General features: G+C 49.9%; 13 protein-coding genes. 6 read left to right on the top strand and 7 right to left on the bottom strand.

The features are described 5' to 3' along the window. Positions 1–98: 98 nt before the first annotated feature. Both A8707_RS08925 and A8707_RS08930 read right to left on the bottom strand, forming a co-directional pair. Positions 99–593, bottom strand: coding sequence for an adenylyltransferase/cytidyltransferase family protein (locus A8707_RS08925; protein WP_197484700.1), 495 nt, complete (start codon positions 591–593; stop codon positions 99–101). 9 nt (positions 594–602) lie between these two features. Then, on the bottom strand, positions 603–1,277 hold the full coding sequence (locus tag A8707_RS08930; protein ID WP_068816460.1) for a response regulator transcription factor: 675 nt from the start codon (positions 1,275–1,277) through the stop codon (positions 603–605). A gap of 287 nt (positions 1,278–1,564) precedes the next feature. On the opposite strand from A8707_RS08930, the gene A8707_RS08935 reads away from it, so the two are divergent. After that, a complete protein-coding gene (locus A8707_RS08935; protein ID WP_068816461.1) occupies positions 1,565–2,983 on the top strand; it encodes an NADP-dependent isocitrate dehydrogenase in 1,419 nt (472 codons plus the stop codon). Between the two features lie 337 nt (positions 2,984–3,320). On the opposite strand, the gene ndhO is transcribed toward A8707_RS08935, so the two are convergent. From ndhO to prfC, 5 genes are all read right to left on the bottom strand, one after another. Then, on the bottom strand, positions 3,321–3,536 hold the full coding sequence (ndhO, locus tag A8707_RS08940) for an NAD(P)H-quinone oxidoreductase subunit O (RefSeq protein ID WP_068816462.1): 216 nt from the start codon (positions 3,534–3,536) through the stop codon (positions 3,321–3,323). Positions 3,537–3,585: 49 nt separating this feature from the next. Continuing rightward, the gene (locus A8707_RS08945; protein WP_197484701.1) at positions 3,586–4,704 is read right to left on the bottom strand and encodes an ATP synthase subunit B family protein; all 1,119 of its coding nucleotides are present in this window, start codon (positions 4,702–4,704) and stop codon (positions 3,586–3,588) included. A 293-nt stretch (positions 4,705–4,997) separates the two neighbouring features. Further along, positions 4,998–5,471 (bottom strand): RNA recognition motif domain-containing protein, encoded by a 474-nt coding sequence (locus A8707_RS08950; RefSeq protein WP_068816463.1) that lies wholly within the window; start codon positions 5,469–5,471, stop codon positions 4,998–5,000. Positions 5,472–6,062: 591 nt separating this feature from the next. Next, positions 6,063–8,393, bottom strand: coding sequence for a M48 family metalloprotease (locus A8707_RS08955; RefSeq protein WP_068816464.1), 2,331 nt, complete (start codon positions 8,391–8,393; stop codon positions 6,063–6,065). A 34-nt stretch (positions 8,394–8,427) separates the two neighbouring features. Further along, positions 8,428–10,056: a peptide chain release factor 3 gene (gene prfC, locus A8707_RS08960; RefSeq protein WP_068816465.1), complete on the bottom strand. Its 1,629-nt coding sequence runs from the start codon at positions 10,054–10,056 to the stop codon at positions 8,428–8,430. A gap of 173 nt (positions 10,057–10,229) precedes the next feature. Between prfC and A8707_RS08965 the strand changes: the two genes are divergently transcribed. The 5 genes from A8707_RS08965 to A8707_RS08985 all read left to right on the top strand — a co-directional run bounded on the left by A8707_RS08965 (position 10,230) and on the right by A8707_RS08985 (position 16,415). After that, positions 10,230–10,577, top strand: a complete 348-nt coding sequence (locus A8707_RS08965) for a DUF4870 domain-containing protein (protein WP_068816466.1) — start codon at positions 10,230–10,232, stop codon at positions 10,575–10,577. Positions 10,578–10,894: 317 nt separating this feature from the next. Then, positions 10,895–13,018 carry an FG-GAP-like repeat-containing protein gene (locus tag A8707_RS08970; RefSeq protein ID WP_156518453.1) on the top strand — a complete coding sequence of 708 codons (2,124 nt, stop codon included), beginning with the start codon at positions 10,895–10,897 and terminating at the stop codon, positions 13,016–13,018. Positions 13,019–13,305: 287 nt separating this feature from the next. Further along, positions 13,306–14,871: an MBOAT family O-acyltransferase gene (locus A8707_RS08975; protein ID WP_331711692.1), complete on the top strand. Its 1,566-nt coding sequence runs from the start codon at positions 13,306–13,308 to the stop codon at positions 14,869–14,871. A 66-nt stretch (positions 14,872–14,937) separates the two neighbouring features. Further along, the gene (locus A8707_RS08980; RefSeq protein ID WP_068816468.1) at positions 14,938–15,336 is read left to right on the top strand and encodes a phosphomannose isomerase type II C-terminal cupin domain; all 399 of its coding nucleotides are present in this window, start codon (positions 14,938–14,940) and stop codon (positions 15,334–15,336) included. A 29-nt stretch (positions 15,337–15,365) separates the two neighbouring features. Further along, positions 15,366–16,415 carry a cysteine hydrolase family protein gene (locus tag A8707_RS08985; protein WP_068816469.1) on the top strand — a complete coding sequence of 350 codons (1,050 nt, stop codon included), beginning with the start codon at positions 15,366–15,368 and terminating at the stop codon, positions 16,413–16,415. Positions 16,416–16,756: the final 341 nt, after the last annotated feature.

Below are 16,756 nucleotides of genomic sequence, written 5' to 3' on the forward strand. Positions count from 1 at the left end.
AGGGAACAAGATTTTAGCTCCCTTCTCCCTAGAGAGAAGGGTTGGGAATGAGGGTTATCCGAGAATATGCAATTCTCGGAGTTATTTAATCCACAATCCTAAAGATTTAGGATGCGGTGAATGATGGCACTGGTCGAGCTAGGAACTTCAATTTGAATCAGTTCGACGCGACCGCCATAAGAGTGAACGATCGCCGCTTCGGGCAGCGTCTCAATTTTGTAGTCTCCTCCCTTAGCATAGATCTCTGGCTGAAGCGCTTCAACTAATTGAGCCGCCGTTGGCTCAGAAAATAGGATGACTCCATCCACTGATCTGAGAGCAGCTAACACTTCGGCGCGTTGCAGTTGGGGCACGATCGGTCTGGCGGGTGCCCCAACGGGCTGAGGTTTGATAGTTTGCACCGAGCGATCGCTGTTTAGCCCCACGACCAGCGATCGTCCCAACAATTTTGCAGCCTGCAAATATCGGACGTGCCCCGCGTGCAGCAAATCAAAACAGCCATTGGTGAACACGAGAGGTCGCCAAATTTGGGGATCAGCCGCGATCGCCTGTTTTAGCTCACTCAGACTATAAATACCAGAAATATTCTCCATCTCAACAGTTTAGTTCTCAGCGACTTCCGGTTGAGAAGAATGTTCGTTGCCGGGGAGCCGATATCCTTGCTCAAACGCAAACCGGACTAGCTGCGATCGATTCTCTAACTGAAGTTTGCTGAGAATGTTGCTGAGATGAGTTTGCACCGTGCGGGGGCTAACAAACAAGTGATCGCCAATTTGTTTATTGGTGTAACCCTGAATGACTTCCCAAAAAACTTTTTCTTCGGCAGGGGTTAACGGGAGCGGAGTTGGAGCAGGGGCAGGAACGCCTTTAGATTGCTGCATCAGGCGGACGATTTCGGAGTGCGTCCGGCGTGATCGTTCTAGCTGTGCCTCGATTTTTGCCAGCAGTTCTTTTGGCTCAAACGGTTTGATCAGATAGTCATCTGCTCCGATCGAGTGCCCTTGAACGCGGTCGTCTACGTCGCTTTTGCTGGATAAGAAGATGAACGGCACTAATTGACCCGATCGTATGGCTCTAAGCCGACGACAGAACTCGTATCCGTCCATTTCGGGCATCAGCACGTCGGAGACAATCAGATCGGCGGGGTCTTTTTCAAAAGTCTTAAAGGCTTCTAGCCCCGATGCGGCATCTTGAACCTGGTATCCTCTCTTTTCTAAATATCGGGTCAGCGCGGTCCGCAAAGTTGTATCGTCATCGACTACAAGAATTTTCTTCATTCACGTCTCCAAGCGGTCAATTAAGTCGCCCATAACTGGCTTTCGACAATCGTTAGCAGGAATACACACAAAATGATTGGACGAGACGAGCTAAACTCTCGACAAAAATAGTTCTTGCCACCTCATCGTATTTTAGAATTCTTTGATATTGCTGAGTTCTACTGAATTTAGTATCAAGAATTGATGAAGAAATAGGTAATACGGGGTCTATCAGGCTTCACAAAATTCTGGTAGCCTACCAAAACAGCAGCGATCCTCACGTTTGTAATTGACTCTCTCCTAGAATTATGTACGAAAAAATTACCCCTCCCGCTACAGGTTCAGCCATCACCTTTAAAGAGGGTGAACCGATCGTGCCCGACTATCCAATTATCCCGTTTATTCGCGGTGACGGCACAGGGATCGACTTGTGGTCCGCGTCTGAAAAGGTGTTTGATGCTGCTGTCAAAGCTGCCTACGGGGATCAGCGTAAAATCACCTGGTTTAAGGTTTACGCAGGTGACGAAGCGTGTGAGCAATACGGCACCTATCAGTATTTACCCGAAGACACGCTAGCCGCAATTCGAGAGTTTGGGGTAGCGATCAAGGGTCCTTTGACGACTCCGATCGGGGGTGGCATTCGATCGCTAAACGTCGCCCTTCGTCAAATTTTTGACCTCTACGCCTGTGTTCGTCCCTGCAAATATTACAACGGCACTCCGTCGCCTCACAAAACACCCGAAAAGCTGGATGTGATTATCTATCGCGAGAACACCGAAGATATTTATCTGGGGATCGAGTGGAAACAGGGCAGTGAGATGGGCGATCGTTTAATCAAATTTCTCAACGAAGACCTGATTCCCAACACGCCCGAACACGGTAAAAAGCAGATTCCTTTAGATTCGGGAATCGGCATTAAACCGATTAGCAAAAAAGGGTCGCAGCGTCTCGTTCGTCGAGCAATGCAGCACGCGCTACGTTTGCCCAAAAATAAGCAAATGGTGACGCTGGTTCACAAGGGCAACATCATGAAATACACCGAAGGGGCGTTTCGCGATTGGGGCTATGAGCTGGCGATCGACGAGTTTCGAGCCGAGTGTGTGACTGAGCGCGAGTCGTGGATTCTTGGCAACAAAGAAAAGAATCCAAATCTGTCGCTCGAAGATAACGCCCGTCAAATCGATCCCGGTTATGATTCCCTGACTTCTGAGAAGCAAGCCGCCATTTGTGAGGAGGTTAAATCGGTCTTGGATGCGATTTGGGACACCCATGGAAACGGACAGTGGAAGGAGAAAGTGATGGTCAACGATCGCATCGCTGACAGCATTTTTCAGCAGATTCAGACGCGCCCTGACGAATATTCAATTTTAGCGACAATGAATCTGAACGGCGATTATCTATCCGATGCAGCGGCGGCGATCGTGGGCGGTTTGGGAATGGGTCCTGGTGCCAATATTGGCGATTCTTCTGCCATTTTTGAAGCGACTCACGGCACGGCTCCTAAACACGCCGGACTCGATCGCGTCAATCCCGGTTCTTTGATTTTGTCTGGCGTGATGATGCTGGAGTTTATGGGCTGGCAAGAAGCGGCGGATTTAATCAAGAAAGGATTGAGCGCCGCGATCGCCAACGGCGAAGTCACCTACGATTTAGCGCGCATGATGGAGCCTCCGGTCGAACCACTGAAGTGCTCTGAGTTTGCAGACGCGATTATCAGACACTTCTAAGGCATGTAGGGACGTTTCGTGAGATGTTTTGCAAATCAAGTGCTCGATCGGCTTAGGGCTTGCGTAGAAATAAAATCCTCTGTGCAGTTGGCTGTAGGTTTCGACTTCGCTCAACCCACTAATTCAGCGCTATGGAATGAGCGAAGTTCAGTCGATCGAGACTCGATGAGACTGCAATTTCCGGCGTTGCTAAACGCAGATATGAAATGCCCTCATTCCCAACCCTTACTCCCCAAGGAGAAAAAAGCCAGAACTCTTGTCTCCTCTCCATTAGGGAAAGGGCTAGGGTGAGGGTAAAATCCGTGCTTCATCCATCGATTCAGCAACGCTCAATTTCCTACGCAAACGGCTCTAGCTGATCGACTCGCAGCCAGACATTAGGAGTCGGAACAATGCCAAATTTGATGAAGGCAAAGTCACCTTTTAGATCGATCACTTCGCCTTTTGTATCAAAAATATAGCTCGGAAACCGAGAATCACTGGCTTTGGCTTCCAGGCTATTCTCTAGCTTTTCCCGCACCGCGCGAACCAAGTCACCTTTCTTGATTGCCATCGCCCACCTCGAAATTACGTTACCTAGTATTCTAAAGAGTTAAGTGACGCTATTTCAGCCGATTTTGGGCAGATTTCATTAGTTTTTGCGCGTCTGAGTATTGAGTCGTGCCGGGCTTCACTTTAGCTAGCTCGTCAATAATAGCTTGCAGTTCGCTAGCGACGCGACCTCGATCGATGCCTTGCGGGTCGTTTGTTGTCACAGCCAGCAGGTTTTTCTTCAGCCGTTGAGCTTCGTCAAATGCCTGCACGGACTCCTGTTCGGCTTTCATTTGCACTTGGACTCCACTTAACGACTTCTGATAGCCGACGAGTTGCCGTTGGGCTGCAACGTAGTCGGGATCTTTGTCTGTAATGTTGCTCAAACGATCAATCGCGGTCTTCCAGAATTTTTGAATCTCCTCTAGTTCTGCTAGAGAATGGGGCGGATTTTTTGCCAACTGGGTGGCTTCTTCGGCAAACTGCTTGGCGACAGTGATCAGGCTTCCCGTGCGAGTGTTGTCTTTGGTGAACCCAACGACTTGTTGAAAATCTCGCTCATAAGCGCTGAGCTTACCTTGCGCCATGTGACCTGCCAGCGTTTTTGACGGAATCTCTTGCAGGGTGTCGATCGCTGCCTGCCATTGCGCGATCGCTTTACTCTGTCCGGGCAGATCGGTTGTCTGACGGTAGGCTTGTTGGGCTTCCGCGATCGCCTGATCTGCCTGCTCTATCTGAGTGCGGGCGTTGTCTTCCTGAAATAGTGTGGCATCCATACGGGCAACCGTTTCACGGGCAGAGCGAAACTCATCGATCGTAAAGTTCCAGCCACAGCGAAATAAGCTGCAATATTGACTCGGATAGTAGCCCACAAACCACACAGGCAGAGCGTCCAGGTTTTTTTGAGCAGCATTTGCTTTGGTTTTGCCTAACTCAAAATCGGCTGGAGACGTGGCTTGATTGACTAACTGATCGGCTTGCTTGATGTTGACGATCGCCTGTCGATAGTTCTGATCCATGCTGATAAAACTGGGAATCAGTAAAACAGGTGCCGATTTAGCCACTGCCCATCGAAGCGGAGCAAAGGGCAAATTAAGCATCCAAACCCCACCAGCCAGGGCAATGAGAGCGATCGTAGAAGATTTGAGCGCTCCCCAAGGAAATGGGGCTTGATCACTCGAATGAGGCATAGCGTGAAACTCGAAACGGCTCTTCTCTTATAAGATGCCCCAAGAATCCTGCACATTTGAGAAAAAGACGCTCGATCGAGCGTCTTTTTCTCAAATGTGACCTGCTAAATTAAAGATCAAGTCTGGCAGCGATCGACGTGAAATACTTTAGGAGTTGACGCTCACCGAAGCAGAAGCAAAGTAGCTATAACGCTGCTCCCAATTCAATAAGCGTCAGCACAATCAGGCTAAACCGCCTGTGGTAGTTTGAAAAACTCTCAAGAATCGAGCCTCTGTCAAGGATGCTGAAACTCTTAAGAGTTGGTGGTTTGAGTCGCCAAGAGTTGCTTGAGTTTCTCAAGATCTTGCGCCCAGCGTGGGTCAGGTTGAATCGAGTCAGGATTAGCCGATGCCGTGGTGGTCGTGCTGCGGGTCTTAGTATTGGCGTTGTTAGTGCCACCCTTGCGACGAGCACCGCCAGACGAAGGCGCACTAACCGGAGCGGGTGCACTTCCTTCGGGTTGGTCTTCTGTCTCCTTGGTGCGAGGCAGAGCCTTTTCGATTTTGATGGCGTTGTCTTTAACTTGAAGACCGTTAAATTTTTCGATCAACTGATCGGCTAACTCATCGGTTTTAACGGTGACAAACCCAAAACCACGACACTTGCCCGTTTTACGATCGGTAATCAGCTTGGCTGAAACCCCGTCTCCTTCTTCTGCAAACACGGCTTCGAGTTCTTGCCGCGTCAGGTCTTCTGGCAAATTGCCAACATATAAACGAATAGACATTGTGAGAACCTCCAGACTTTGAATCCTAGTACACTTACTTTGAGAGCGTCCACCTGATGTTGGCTAAGGATGGGCTAGATAGACCGATGAGAAACTGCCATCCTCCCCTCGCCAACCGCAACAACTCAGGTAATTCGTCAAACTTTAGACGTTCAGCGATCGGCTGACGACTGCCCCCAGATGAATTGAGAACAATCTTCCTTAAGTTTTTGGTCACTGCTGGAGGACTCAGGCTAAACATTAACTTTCAACTGTTTCCCCAGAATGTTCACGCCATTCTTAAAGTACCATGCTGACTCACGCTGAACTTCGCCAACAGCAGATTTCCGTCTCTAGCGTGATCCCCGCTTCATAAACTGAACTTACCCCTCCTTTTTTCCTACCTAAAGGCAGATATAAAAACCAGCCATCGAAACTCGATCGGCTGGTTAAGCTTGCTGTGTTGGGAGGAGAAATAACGAGACCGAGACACTTTAGCCACATTAATCGCGAGATACAGGACTGAACCACGTCTGGGGGCATCAAACTCCTGTAAAGAAATGTAACACTCTAGCGCAGTGGGTGCAACTAATCTTTACAAGCTGGGGTCTCCTAAACGATTAGGAACAGCCCAAAGAGAATGGCGGTGCCTGCGAGCAGCGTAGACCAAACTTGGTGCCCACTCCGGCTGATTTGTGCCCCTGAACGAACTGTGTCCATATCAATCCAGGGCGTTGCCCCGCGACGAAACCAGCCTGTCACCCGCACAGACTGCCCGACTAGATCAGCGGGACGGGTGGCTTGAGGAAGCAGATTTCCGATCGCGCCCAACTGCGACAGGTAATGCAGTTTAATCAATCCTTTTGAAGTTTGTAGAAGTAAATCTTGCCCTAACCAGTTGGCGATGCCAGCCCGTCCTAGCAGCGTTCCTTCGAGGCGAATGGGTTGACGGTCGATCGGCAGCGCATTGGGGTTTGTCAGCAAGTCTACAAGAGATGGCGAGTCTGATTCATCTTGTGAAGACGATCGACTCAGCTCCAGATTTTTGAGTTCTGGAAAAAAGGCATTGAAGCGAAGAAAAATTCCGATGCCTAACCCAATCATCATGAAGCCTGCAAAAAGGCTGTAATCACTCGCTAGCCAGGAAATTTGCTGCACTCCAAATCGATAGGCGATCTGAGCCGCAAACCAGAGAATCTGAGCGACGAGGTATCCCGCCGCGAGTCCAAAAAATGGCGCACCCTGCAAGAGAATCGATCGCGGGTTGCGATGAGACGGCGCTGATGGAAGGTCTATCTCTGGCTCTAGCTGCCAGTGAAGAGCGTAGTGAGTGAGGCGTTGCAGACGATCGCCCATCAACGAGTGCGAGTTATTCAACACCAGCCAACCTCGATCGGGGTTCACCAAATCCCAAGCCAGCAGGGACTCTAGAGATGTATACGGATAGACACTGCCTGAACTTAGGGCACTGCGACATCCTACAGGCGTGAGGAGATCAAAACTTTCTAGCAGATAATCCGTTTTGGCGTCTCGCTGGATGGTTTGAGCCGTTGCGATCGCGCTTTTCACCAACGCCCGAATCAGCCCGTTTGGGTTTCCGGTTAAATTGCAGGCAGCCCGATCGCTGTAAATCACTCGCTGTTTTGAGAGCCACAGCCCCGACCAGCGCAGCAGCCAATAAGAACTGTAGCTGAGAGCAGACCCGATCGCCAGCAAATCTGCTCCGATGCCGAGCAACACCGCCATAAGCTTACTTTCCCGCTTTCGGAGCGCACTTCTGGCTCGCAGCAAGTCTCCTGCCTCTGCTGCCTGCCCATAAAGCGCGTAGGGAATTTGAGTGATGAGTGTCACCCAAGACATCAGACTAAAGTCCCAGTGCAGAATATGACCGAGTTCACCTGCATAAATGGCAGCGATTTCGTCATCCGCCAGTTGGTCGAGCAACCCTTGACTCACCACGATTCGAGAAAATCGCCGCAACGACCCGTAGGTAAACGCCAGAGGAGCTTGAGACGGCACCACTCCCAGGCGAGGCAACGGCATTTTGTGCTGCTGACAAAAGCGCTGAATGACTCGATAACTTTCTGGGCTATATCCTCCTAACGTGTTAGCTGAAAGAGGATGCAGGTTATATAGCCCTTTCAGCAGTGCGTCGAGTAGCCAAGGAGAGACGACAAACAACCCGCCCAAAATCACTAGAATCTGTACGACTGGAATCTCTAGTGATGGAATAGGACTGCTCCAGCGCAAAACACTGGTGATGAATCTGAACCAGAGAAGACCAACTCCGTTCAAAACTGCAAACACGCTGGCGATCAGCAGAAAAAGCCCGATCGGAGTTGCCATTTCTGCCCACTGCAATCGAGCCGGATTGAGTTTATTTAACGGTTGCCAACGCTGCGATCGTCCTGCACTACGCCAGATTGAAGGGGCTTGAGGCGGAGTAGTGGCGGATGATTTTTTAACGATGGATGGGGGATGGATGGGTGACGGAGACTCTGAATTCTCGACAGATGGCTGATCTGCTGCCGCTGATTTGGTGGGGGGAATGAAGACCGATCGCGTTCCACTAGCCTCAGACTGCAAGGGAACAAACCCGGCTAAGTCAGCAGCTTCAGCATCAGAATTCGTCCCCTTGCCCAACGTCGGATAGCGCTGCTCAATCTCCTCTAAGGTCTGACTTGCCCACTCTCTGAGCTTGGCGTTTGGGCTGTCACGCAACTGTTGGCAGACGGCGATCGCTTTTTTAGGTTGCCCACTTCGCACATAGACCGTTGCCAGCCACATTCGCGCCTTGATCGAGTCGGGCTGCTCTAAAGCACCCGCTTGAGAGACGAGATATCGCTCTAACTGTTGAATCGCTAGAGGGTAGTTGCCTTGCTTAATCGCTGCCAGACCTGCTTCAAGATTGGTGCCCGAAGCTGAATCGGGGGAAGAAGTCATAGATTGCCTAAACGCACAGCGCTTTTAGGATACCTTAGAGTGCGGTTGGCTCTTTCCCAGAAACTACGGGAGCGATCGAGTTCAATTTCAACTCAGGGTGGTCAGATTGAAGCTGCTGACAGTTCCACTCGTTGCGAAACAGCAAAACGGGACGCTCCCAACTATCTTTAACTGTCAAGGTGTTGAAGATTCGCCCTACTTTTTGCAGCGCTTCCCAGCCGCCCTCGACCCATCGAGCCACCGTGTAAGGAAGCCACTCTACCGTCGTCTCGACTCCATATTCATTTTGTAGCCGAAACTGCACCACTTCAAACTGCAACTGTCCGACGGCTGCCAGAATGGGGTCACGTTTGGCTTCGTCGGCAGAATACATAATTTGAACGGCACCTTCTTCTCGCAGCTCAGACACGCCCTTGCGGAACTGTTTGAACTTAGACGGATTGGGGTTTCTCAAATAGGCAAACAACTCTGGCGAAAAGCAAGGAATGCCTTCATATTCCAGCTTTTGCCCGCTGTAGATCGTGTCTCCGATCGCAAACACGCCCGGATTGTTCAACCCAATCACATCGCCGGGGTAGGCTTCTTCGATCACTTCTCGATCTTGAGCAAATAGCTTTTGAGGACGAGACAAGCGCACCGTTTTTCCAGTTCGAGCGTGGCTGACGGTCATATCTTTCTCAAACTTGCCCGAACAGACTCGCACAAAGGCGACCCGATCGCGGTGTTTGGGGTCCATGTTTGCCTGAAGCTTAAACACAAATCCCGAAAATTCTGGGTAGGTCGGCGCAATCTCACCTTGATTGCTCTCGTGATTTCCGGGCTTCAGTGCATAGTCGAGAAACGCATCTAGAAATAGCTCAACCCCGAAGTTGGTCATCGCACTCCCAAAGAAAACGGGAGTCATTTTGCCTTGATGAACGGCTTCTAAATCAAGTTCGGGTCCAACGCCCTCGATCAGTTCTAACTCGTCTTTAAACTGGCGATAAAGCCCTTGCTCTAACAATGACTCAATGCGCGGATCACCTAAATCAATCACGGTGTCGATCGCTTCTTTCTTGCCGTGTTCACTGCGCTCAAATAGGTGAATCTGCTGACTACGACGATCGTAGACTCCTTGAAAAAGGTCGCCCATGCCGATCGGCCAATTGACCGCATAGGTTTGTAAGCCGAGTTCTTGCTCGATTTCGTCCAATAGCTCTAGCGGCGTGCGACCGGGACGATCGAGCTTATTCACAAAGGTGAAAATGGGTAGCGATCGTAGTTTGCACACTTCAAAGAGTTTGCGAGTCTGCGGCTCTAAGCCTTTGGCAGCATCGATCAGCATCACCGCGTTGTCGGCAGCGGCTAACGTCCGGTAGGTGTCTTCACTAAAGTCTTGGTGTCCGGGGGTGTCGAGCAGGTTAATCTGACAGTTTTGATACTCAAATTGCAGCACTGTCGAGGTGATTGAGATGCCACGCTGTTGCTCCATTGCCATCCAGTCCGACGTAGCATGACGTTGAGAACGACGCGCTTTGACGGCTCCTGCTTCGTGAATTGCGCCTCCATAGAGCAGCAGCTTTTCAGTCAGGGTCGTTTTGCCCGCATCGGGGTGAGAAATAATCGCAAAGTTGCGGCGACGCTCAACTGCTGTCTGCAATTCAGCCTGAAGTTCAGTGGACATGCTTAGATCCAAAGGATAAATTCTGAGGGAGCCAGAAGTTTTACAATACCTTAAAGATAACGAGAAATGGAGTCAGGGGTGAGAGGTAAAAGGTACGTGAATTACTCACGTCTGACTCTAGATATCCTCACAGAAAAATCTCAAAAGAATTTCAACCTTGGAAGCTGACGATTATGCAAAACTCTGATCAACGCAAGCTGTTATCTGCTCTATGTCACGGGTCAATCTTCTTGAGTTCTTTGCTGGTCTCGATCGGCATCCCAGTCGCCATTTTATTGATCTCTGAGGACGAGATCGTCAAAGGAAACGCCAGAGAAGCAATCAATTTTCACATTAATCTTTACCTTTATGCCGCACTTGCCGGAGTGCTAGCGGTTACGGTCATTGGCATCCCGATCGCGATTGTGCTGGGCATTGCTCTATTTGCTGCCAGTTTTGTGATGCCGATTTTGGCGATCGTATCAGTGTTAGGAGACTCCGGTCGACCCTACCGTTACCCATTCATTTGGCGATTGGTCTAACTTCATCAGAACTTAACAACTACCCCGAAAATTTGCGGTCTTTCCTCTGTAAGATGTAGAGTAATTATCAGGGCATCACGGACTTCTTTTAGGTGAGATTAACTACCTTAAGCATCTACCATTTACCATGCAAAATCCTCTAGGTAGAGCCTGAAAGCCCTGAAAGTTCACAGAGGCTTTCAGGGCAGCACTTCTAGTATCGGTAACATTGGGAGTCAATGTGAATAGGTGTAAAACTTTTGTTAGTTTAGATCAGCCAGTCGTGTGTGCGTCTGGGTCTGTCAGTTTTGTGGTTGAGCGATTTTGGAGCAGTTGTCATGGACACCACTAATGACCTGCTTACCGCTTCACCATTGCTTAATTCTGACCGTCCACCTCTCAGCACTGATGGTCTGCGAGTCGCCTCTGCTCAGAGCAGCGTTCAAACAGACATTCTCTGGCGAAACTCAGTCGGAGGGACAAACACAAGCTGGTCGATGGACGGAACCCGATATGTCAAAAATCGTGATCTGACTTCCGTAAAAGACCCAAATTGGCAATTGACCGCAACAGGTGACTTTAACCGAGACGGACAAGACGACATTCTCTGGCGAAACTCTGATGGCAGACTTGCCTGGTGGATCATGGATGGTGCCGCGATCGCCCAAGCTGTTTACTTAACCACTCCGGCAGTCAAAGATCCCACTTGGCAGATTGTTGGAACGGGTGACTTTAACCAGGATGGACAAGTCGATTTGCTCTGGCGGAATAAGTCCGATGGTTCGGTTGCCTGGTGGGTGATGAATGGAACTTCGATCGGCAATACTCCATACTTACCAACCCTCAAAGATGCCAACCTCAACATCGTAGGCACAGGCGACTTTAACCAAGATGGGCAGGTCGATGTGCTTTGGCGAAACTCCGCTACTGGGGAAAATTTCTGGTGGGTGACCAACGGAACAACGATCGCTGAAAAGCGTGTTTTGCCGCCTGTCGTAGACCTGAATTGGCAGATCGCAACCGTTGGTGATTTTAATCACGATGGCAAAGCCGACTTGGTGTGGCGTAACTCTAGCACGGGTGCCAACAGCCTTTGGTTGATGAATGGCGTTGAAGTCGTGGATACAGTGGCGCTGATCACGGTTCCTGATGTGAATTGGAAAATCATGGGCGTTTTGCGCCACCCGATCGAAGGGCCTCCATCCGTGGGCGTGGTCGCTGCGCCTCTAGCTAGCTTATCGGCGCTCACAGCATCAGGAACTCTAGCAACGGCGATCGCTGAACCGTCAGCAGCGTTTTCAAGGGGTGCTCAGGTGAGCGCGAACCGTCCCAGTGATTTCTATCAGTTTACGATCGCTCAATCTGGAGTCTTTAACGCCAGTTTGACGGGGTTGACGGGCGATGCAGATGTGCGGCTGATTCAAGATGTCAACCAGAATGGGGCGATCGATGCGGGCGAAGTGTTGGCGTGGCAGTGGGAGCGAGGCACCGTTAGCGAGTCGATTCGACGATTTTTGACCGCAGGCAACTATTATGCTCAAGTGATGAGCTACGGCGGTCAGACAGCAAACTACTCACTGACAACCAATTTCACTCCAGCGGTCAGCGATGACCAAAAATTTGAGTTTAAGCTTGATTTAACTCAGGGGTTGACTGGATTGACCGACGCGGCAAAAGCGGCGATCGGCGAAGCAGCAAAATTTTGGGAAAACGCAATCACGAGCCGCAGTGCGATCACTCGATCGAATCAATTAGCCGTCACGATCACGGGCAAAAGCCTGGTCTACAGCAATGGCAATGCTGACACTGGAACGCTGGCGCTCTCTGGACCGCAATTTGCTCTAGACGGTCCTAATTTGATCATCAGCAGTGGAGCCAGCACCCTCAATGCGCGTCGGTTTGCTGAGTTTAATGCCAATCCGACCTATTTACGCGACATCATGATTCATGAGTTTGCCCATGTTTTGGGCTTTGGCACCTTATGGGAGCCTGTCCAATTTATGGATTCGACGAGGCAGATTTTTAACTTTGGCAAGAATCTGGTCAACCGCACCAACGCGACTTATAACGCCAATACCTACGCAGGGTGGGCGTATGGAGAATTGATGGGCAGTTCTACCCAGGCAGCAGTCCCGATCGAGGCGGGTGCATTTTCTCACTGGGATGAAACTCGCTTTGACCCAGAATTGATGACCCCCTATGCAGAAAATCCAGGAATCGCCACTCCGCTCAGCCAAATGACGCTGGCTTCTCTCAGAGATCTGGGCTGGAATCTCAATTTTGGGGTAGCTCAAGCGTATTCACTTCCGAGCGTCGCCCCGGTAGTCACCCCAGCACTCACGCCTCAGAGCAGCCAAGTGGCAGCGTATACAAGCTGTGGGTGTGCTCAATGTTTGGCAACTTCTAGAGTGTATGCGCTCAACGGCTCGACTTTGACCGAAGCCATTGGCAATCGTGCTTAACGTGGCTCGATCGTTCCCTTCAAAATAAAACTGCCCACAACCAAGTCTGGTCGTGGGCATAAGGACAGTTAAACGCTTGACGACATTATTGCTCAAGATCTTAATGAATGGGGCAATGATTTGGGACGGTTGAGAGAGTGTCCATTGGTAAGGAGCATTAGGCATTTCTTGATTGCAAATTGAAGCAATTTGGTCGCATCGCTCTCTTTGCTACGTGCTATTGACCCCCGAAAAGGTCCGACCCGTGTTTGAGACTCATCAGCGTTAAGGCAGCGTTTTACAATCGTTTGAGAAAAAAGTTTCAGGCGATCGATTTAACAGTAGACTATGCCGCTAGGACGCTGTTCTTTAGAACGCTAATCATGACGTTTCTCTCTCCGCTTTACGGCTTATTTCTGCTTAGTGTGATCGGGATTTATTGGTCGGTGCAGCAGTCGTGGCTGCGATCGTGGCTGCTGTTTATCGCAAGTCTAATTTTTTATGCCTCGCTGCAAGCTCAATACATTCCTCTATTATTAGCGGCAACGTGGATTAACTTTAGTTTGGGGCAAGCGATCGGGGCACCTCCTGATTGGCGGATTGAAGACTGGCAGTTTGCCCAACAAGATTGGAATCGCCGACGCATCAAGCTATTGACCTTTGGAGTCGTGACGAATGTTTTACTACTGCTGAGTTTTAAATATCTACCGTTCATTTTGTCGTCGATCGCGCCGGGGTTAGGGTGGTCAATCGCTCAACAAAGTGCAGACTGGACGACTCAACACGTCATCGTCCCGTGGGGGCTGAGTTTTTTCTGTTTTGAGTGCATTGCTTATTTAGTGGATGTTTATCGGGGCGCACCTGCGGCACAAGAATTTCTGAAGTTCGCGGCTTACAAGTTGTTTTTTGCCAAGCTGATTTCGGGTCCGATCGTTCGCTATCACGCCTTTGCCGGACAACTGCAATCGCTCAAATTTCCGGCGATCGACCAAATTACAGAAGGGCTGTGGCTGATTGCCTGCGGTGCTGTTAAAAAAGGACTGATTGCCGATCGCTTAGATATTCTCGTCAAACTCAGTTTTGATAACGCCCAACGTGCCGGAAGCGGCAATTTGTGGCTGGCGATTATTGCCTACGGACTACAGCTTTATCTCGACTTCAGCGGCTATGTCGATGTGGCGCGAGGCAGTGCCCTTTTGTTAGGAATCAATCTGCCTCAAAACTTTGACTTTCCTTATTTCAGCACCAGCATTGCTGATTTTTGGCGACGCTGGCACATCACCCTGGGCGACTGGCTGCGAAACTATCTCTACTTTCCGCTGGGCGGCTCTCGCAAAGGGCAAACTCGGACGTATGTGAATCTGATTATCGTGATGCTAATCGCAGGCGTTTGGCACGGGTCAGCGTGGGGATTTGTGGTCTGGGGCGGACTGCACGGAGTCGCCTTAGCGGTGCATCGATGGGTCGATCTACGATCGCGCCAGTCTCCTCAACTCGAACAGTTTTGGCAAACCATTCCAGGAATCGTGACTGCCTGGTTTGCCACTCAGCTTATGGTCTTTACGGCGTGGATATTCTTCCGGCTACCGAACTTTAGAGATTCCCTGGTCGTCGTCCAAAGACTGATCGGACAATCAGCCGATGCTCAGTTTTCTCAAAAAATTTATGGAGAAGCGATCGGGCTTTATCCGCTCCAGATTTCTCTATTGCTGGGCGCAATTTTCGTAGGAATGGGATTCGCTTATCTGCTCAATCGGGGCTTAAAACTTCAACTGACCTGGCACATCAAGCTATTTCTAATTCCGCTCTGTCTCTATGCAGTTTGGGTGTTAGCTCCTGAAGGCGGTTCAAAATATATTTACTTTGATTTCTAGCAGTTATTTCGGATGTTCTCTCAACATCTTGCATGATAGAGATAGGAGTTCTTTAAGAGAAAATCGATGAGCCAGGACGTGAACGAATCGATCGCGCTTCAGTCGTTGCCTTCAGATGCCGAAATCACGCGCACTCGCTATTGGGGCACCGTGACCCTACTCGAAGAAGGCAAACGCTATCGCATTAACCGCATTGAGCTAAAGCCCGGACATCACATCAGCACTCAAATGCACTATCACCGCAGTGAACATTGGGTGGTGGTTTCAGGAACTGCAAAAGTGCTGTGTGATGGTGAAGAAAAAACGCTGGTGCAAAAGCAGTCTACCTACGTGCCGACTTGTACGCCTCATCGGGTTGAAAATCCGGGGGTGATTCCTTTGGTGATGATCGAGATTCAGAACGGGGAGTATTTAGGAGAAGACGATATCACTCGCTTTGAGGCTGATCCAGAGTTAGACGATTAGGCAGTCCTTTTAATCGAACAAGCCACGCAATGAATATTCCAGTCGTGTCACAACTGCCGATTCCGTCTTTTTTTGACCCCGATCGAGTGGGCGACGTGTGGCGGGTTCCTTATCAGCAGAGAGCGATCGACGCTGAAGCCTGGGCAACGCAGCAAAGTATTCGTCCCGCGTCTGACGATCGGGTGCGGGTTTGCCTATTAGCGATCGACGTTCAAAACACGTTTTGCATTCCAGACTTTGAGTTATTTGTGGGAGGACGATCGGGCAGGGGCGCGATCGACGATGACCAGCGTCTCTGCGAGTTTATCTACCGCAATTTGGGACTGATTACCGAAATTGCGCCGACAATGGACACGCACACGGCAATGCAGATTTTCCATCCAATTTTTTGGGTGAATGAACGGGGTGAGCATCCGATTCCGACTGCGACGATGATTCGGTTAGAAGATGTACAAACTGGCGTGTGGAAGGTCAACCCGGCGGTTGCTTATAGTGTCGCAAACGGCGATTATCAGACGCTGCAATCTCATGCTCTGCACTACACTCGCACACTGACCGAGAATGGCAAATATCCGCTCACGGTTTGGGCATATCACTCAATGTTGGGCGGCATCGGACACGCCCTTGTGTCGGCAGTTGAGGAAGCGATGTTTTTTCACTGCATTGCGCGCAGCAGTCAAACCAACTTTCAAATCAAAGGCGATAACCCGTTAACAGAAAACTATTCGGTTCTGCGCCCTGAAGTGATGGATGGAATCGATGGATCAGCGATCGCCCAAAAGAACAGTCCCTTAATTCAAAAACTGCTCGATTTTGATGCGGTGATCATTGCAGGTCAAGCAAAAAGTCACTGTGTCGCCTGGACGATCGACGACCTGTTAACCGAGATTCTGGATAAAGATCCTAAATTGGCGAAGAAGATTTATCTGCTCGAAGATTGCACCTCTCCGGTAGTCGTTCCCGGTGTGATTGACTTTACAGAACAGGCAGACGAAGCGTTTCAGCGATTTGCGGCTGCGGGAATGACCCTGATACGATCGACCGATTCGCTCAGCGATCGACTTACAAATGCTAACTGACCAACCTATTGCTGTTTTATTCGGCATTAGGGAATCGTATGAACCAGCTAGGTCAGGAACGTCACCCAGGCAATTCTCGACTCCCTAACATCCTAGAGTTGAATCGTAGTCTTGTCGTGCAATTCCTCCAGTTGAATGAGTGAATCAGTGCCCAGGACAATATTGAACTTCACGAACGATCGTTCAACTTGATATCCCGACAACACTCGAACAATCTGAAGAGACGTGGATTAAATCAGGTGGGATTTTTTGCACAGACATGGCAAAGCCTCGTCAAAACCAGTCGCCAACCTTAAGCTTTAGATACGCTTGCTAATGTCTTTGCACGAGCTTAATCCCGA

Source organism: Phormidesmis priestleyi BC1401 (assembly GCF_001650195.1).
Classification (GTDB): Bacteria; Cyanobacteriota; Cyanobacteriia; order Leptolyngbyales; family Leptolyngbyaceae; genus Phormidesmis_A; species Phormidesmis_A priestleyi_B.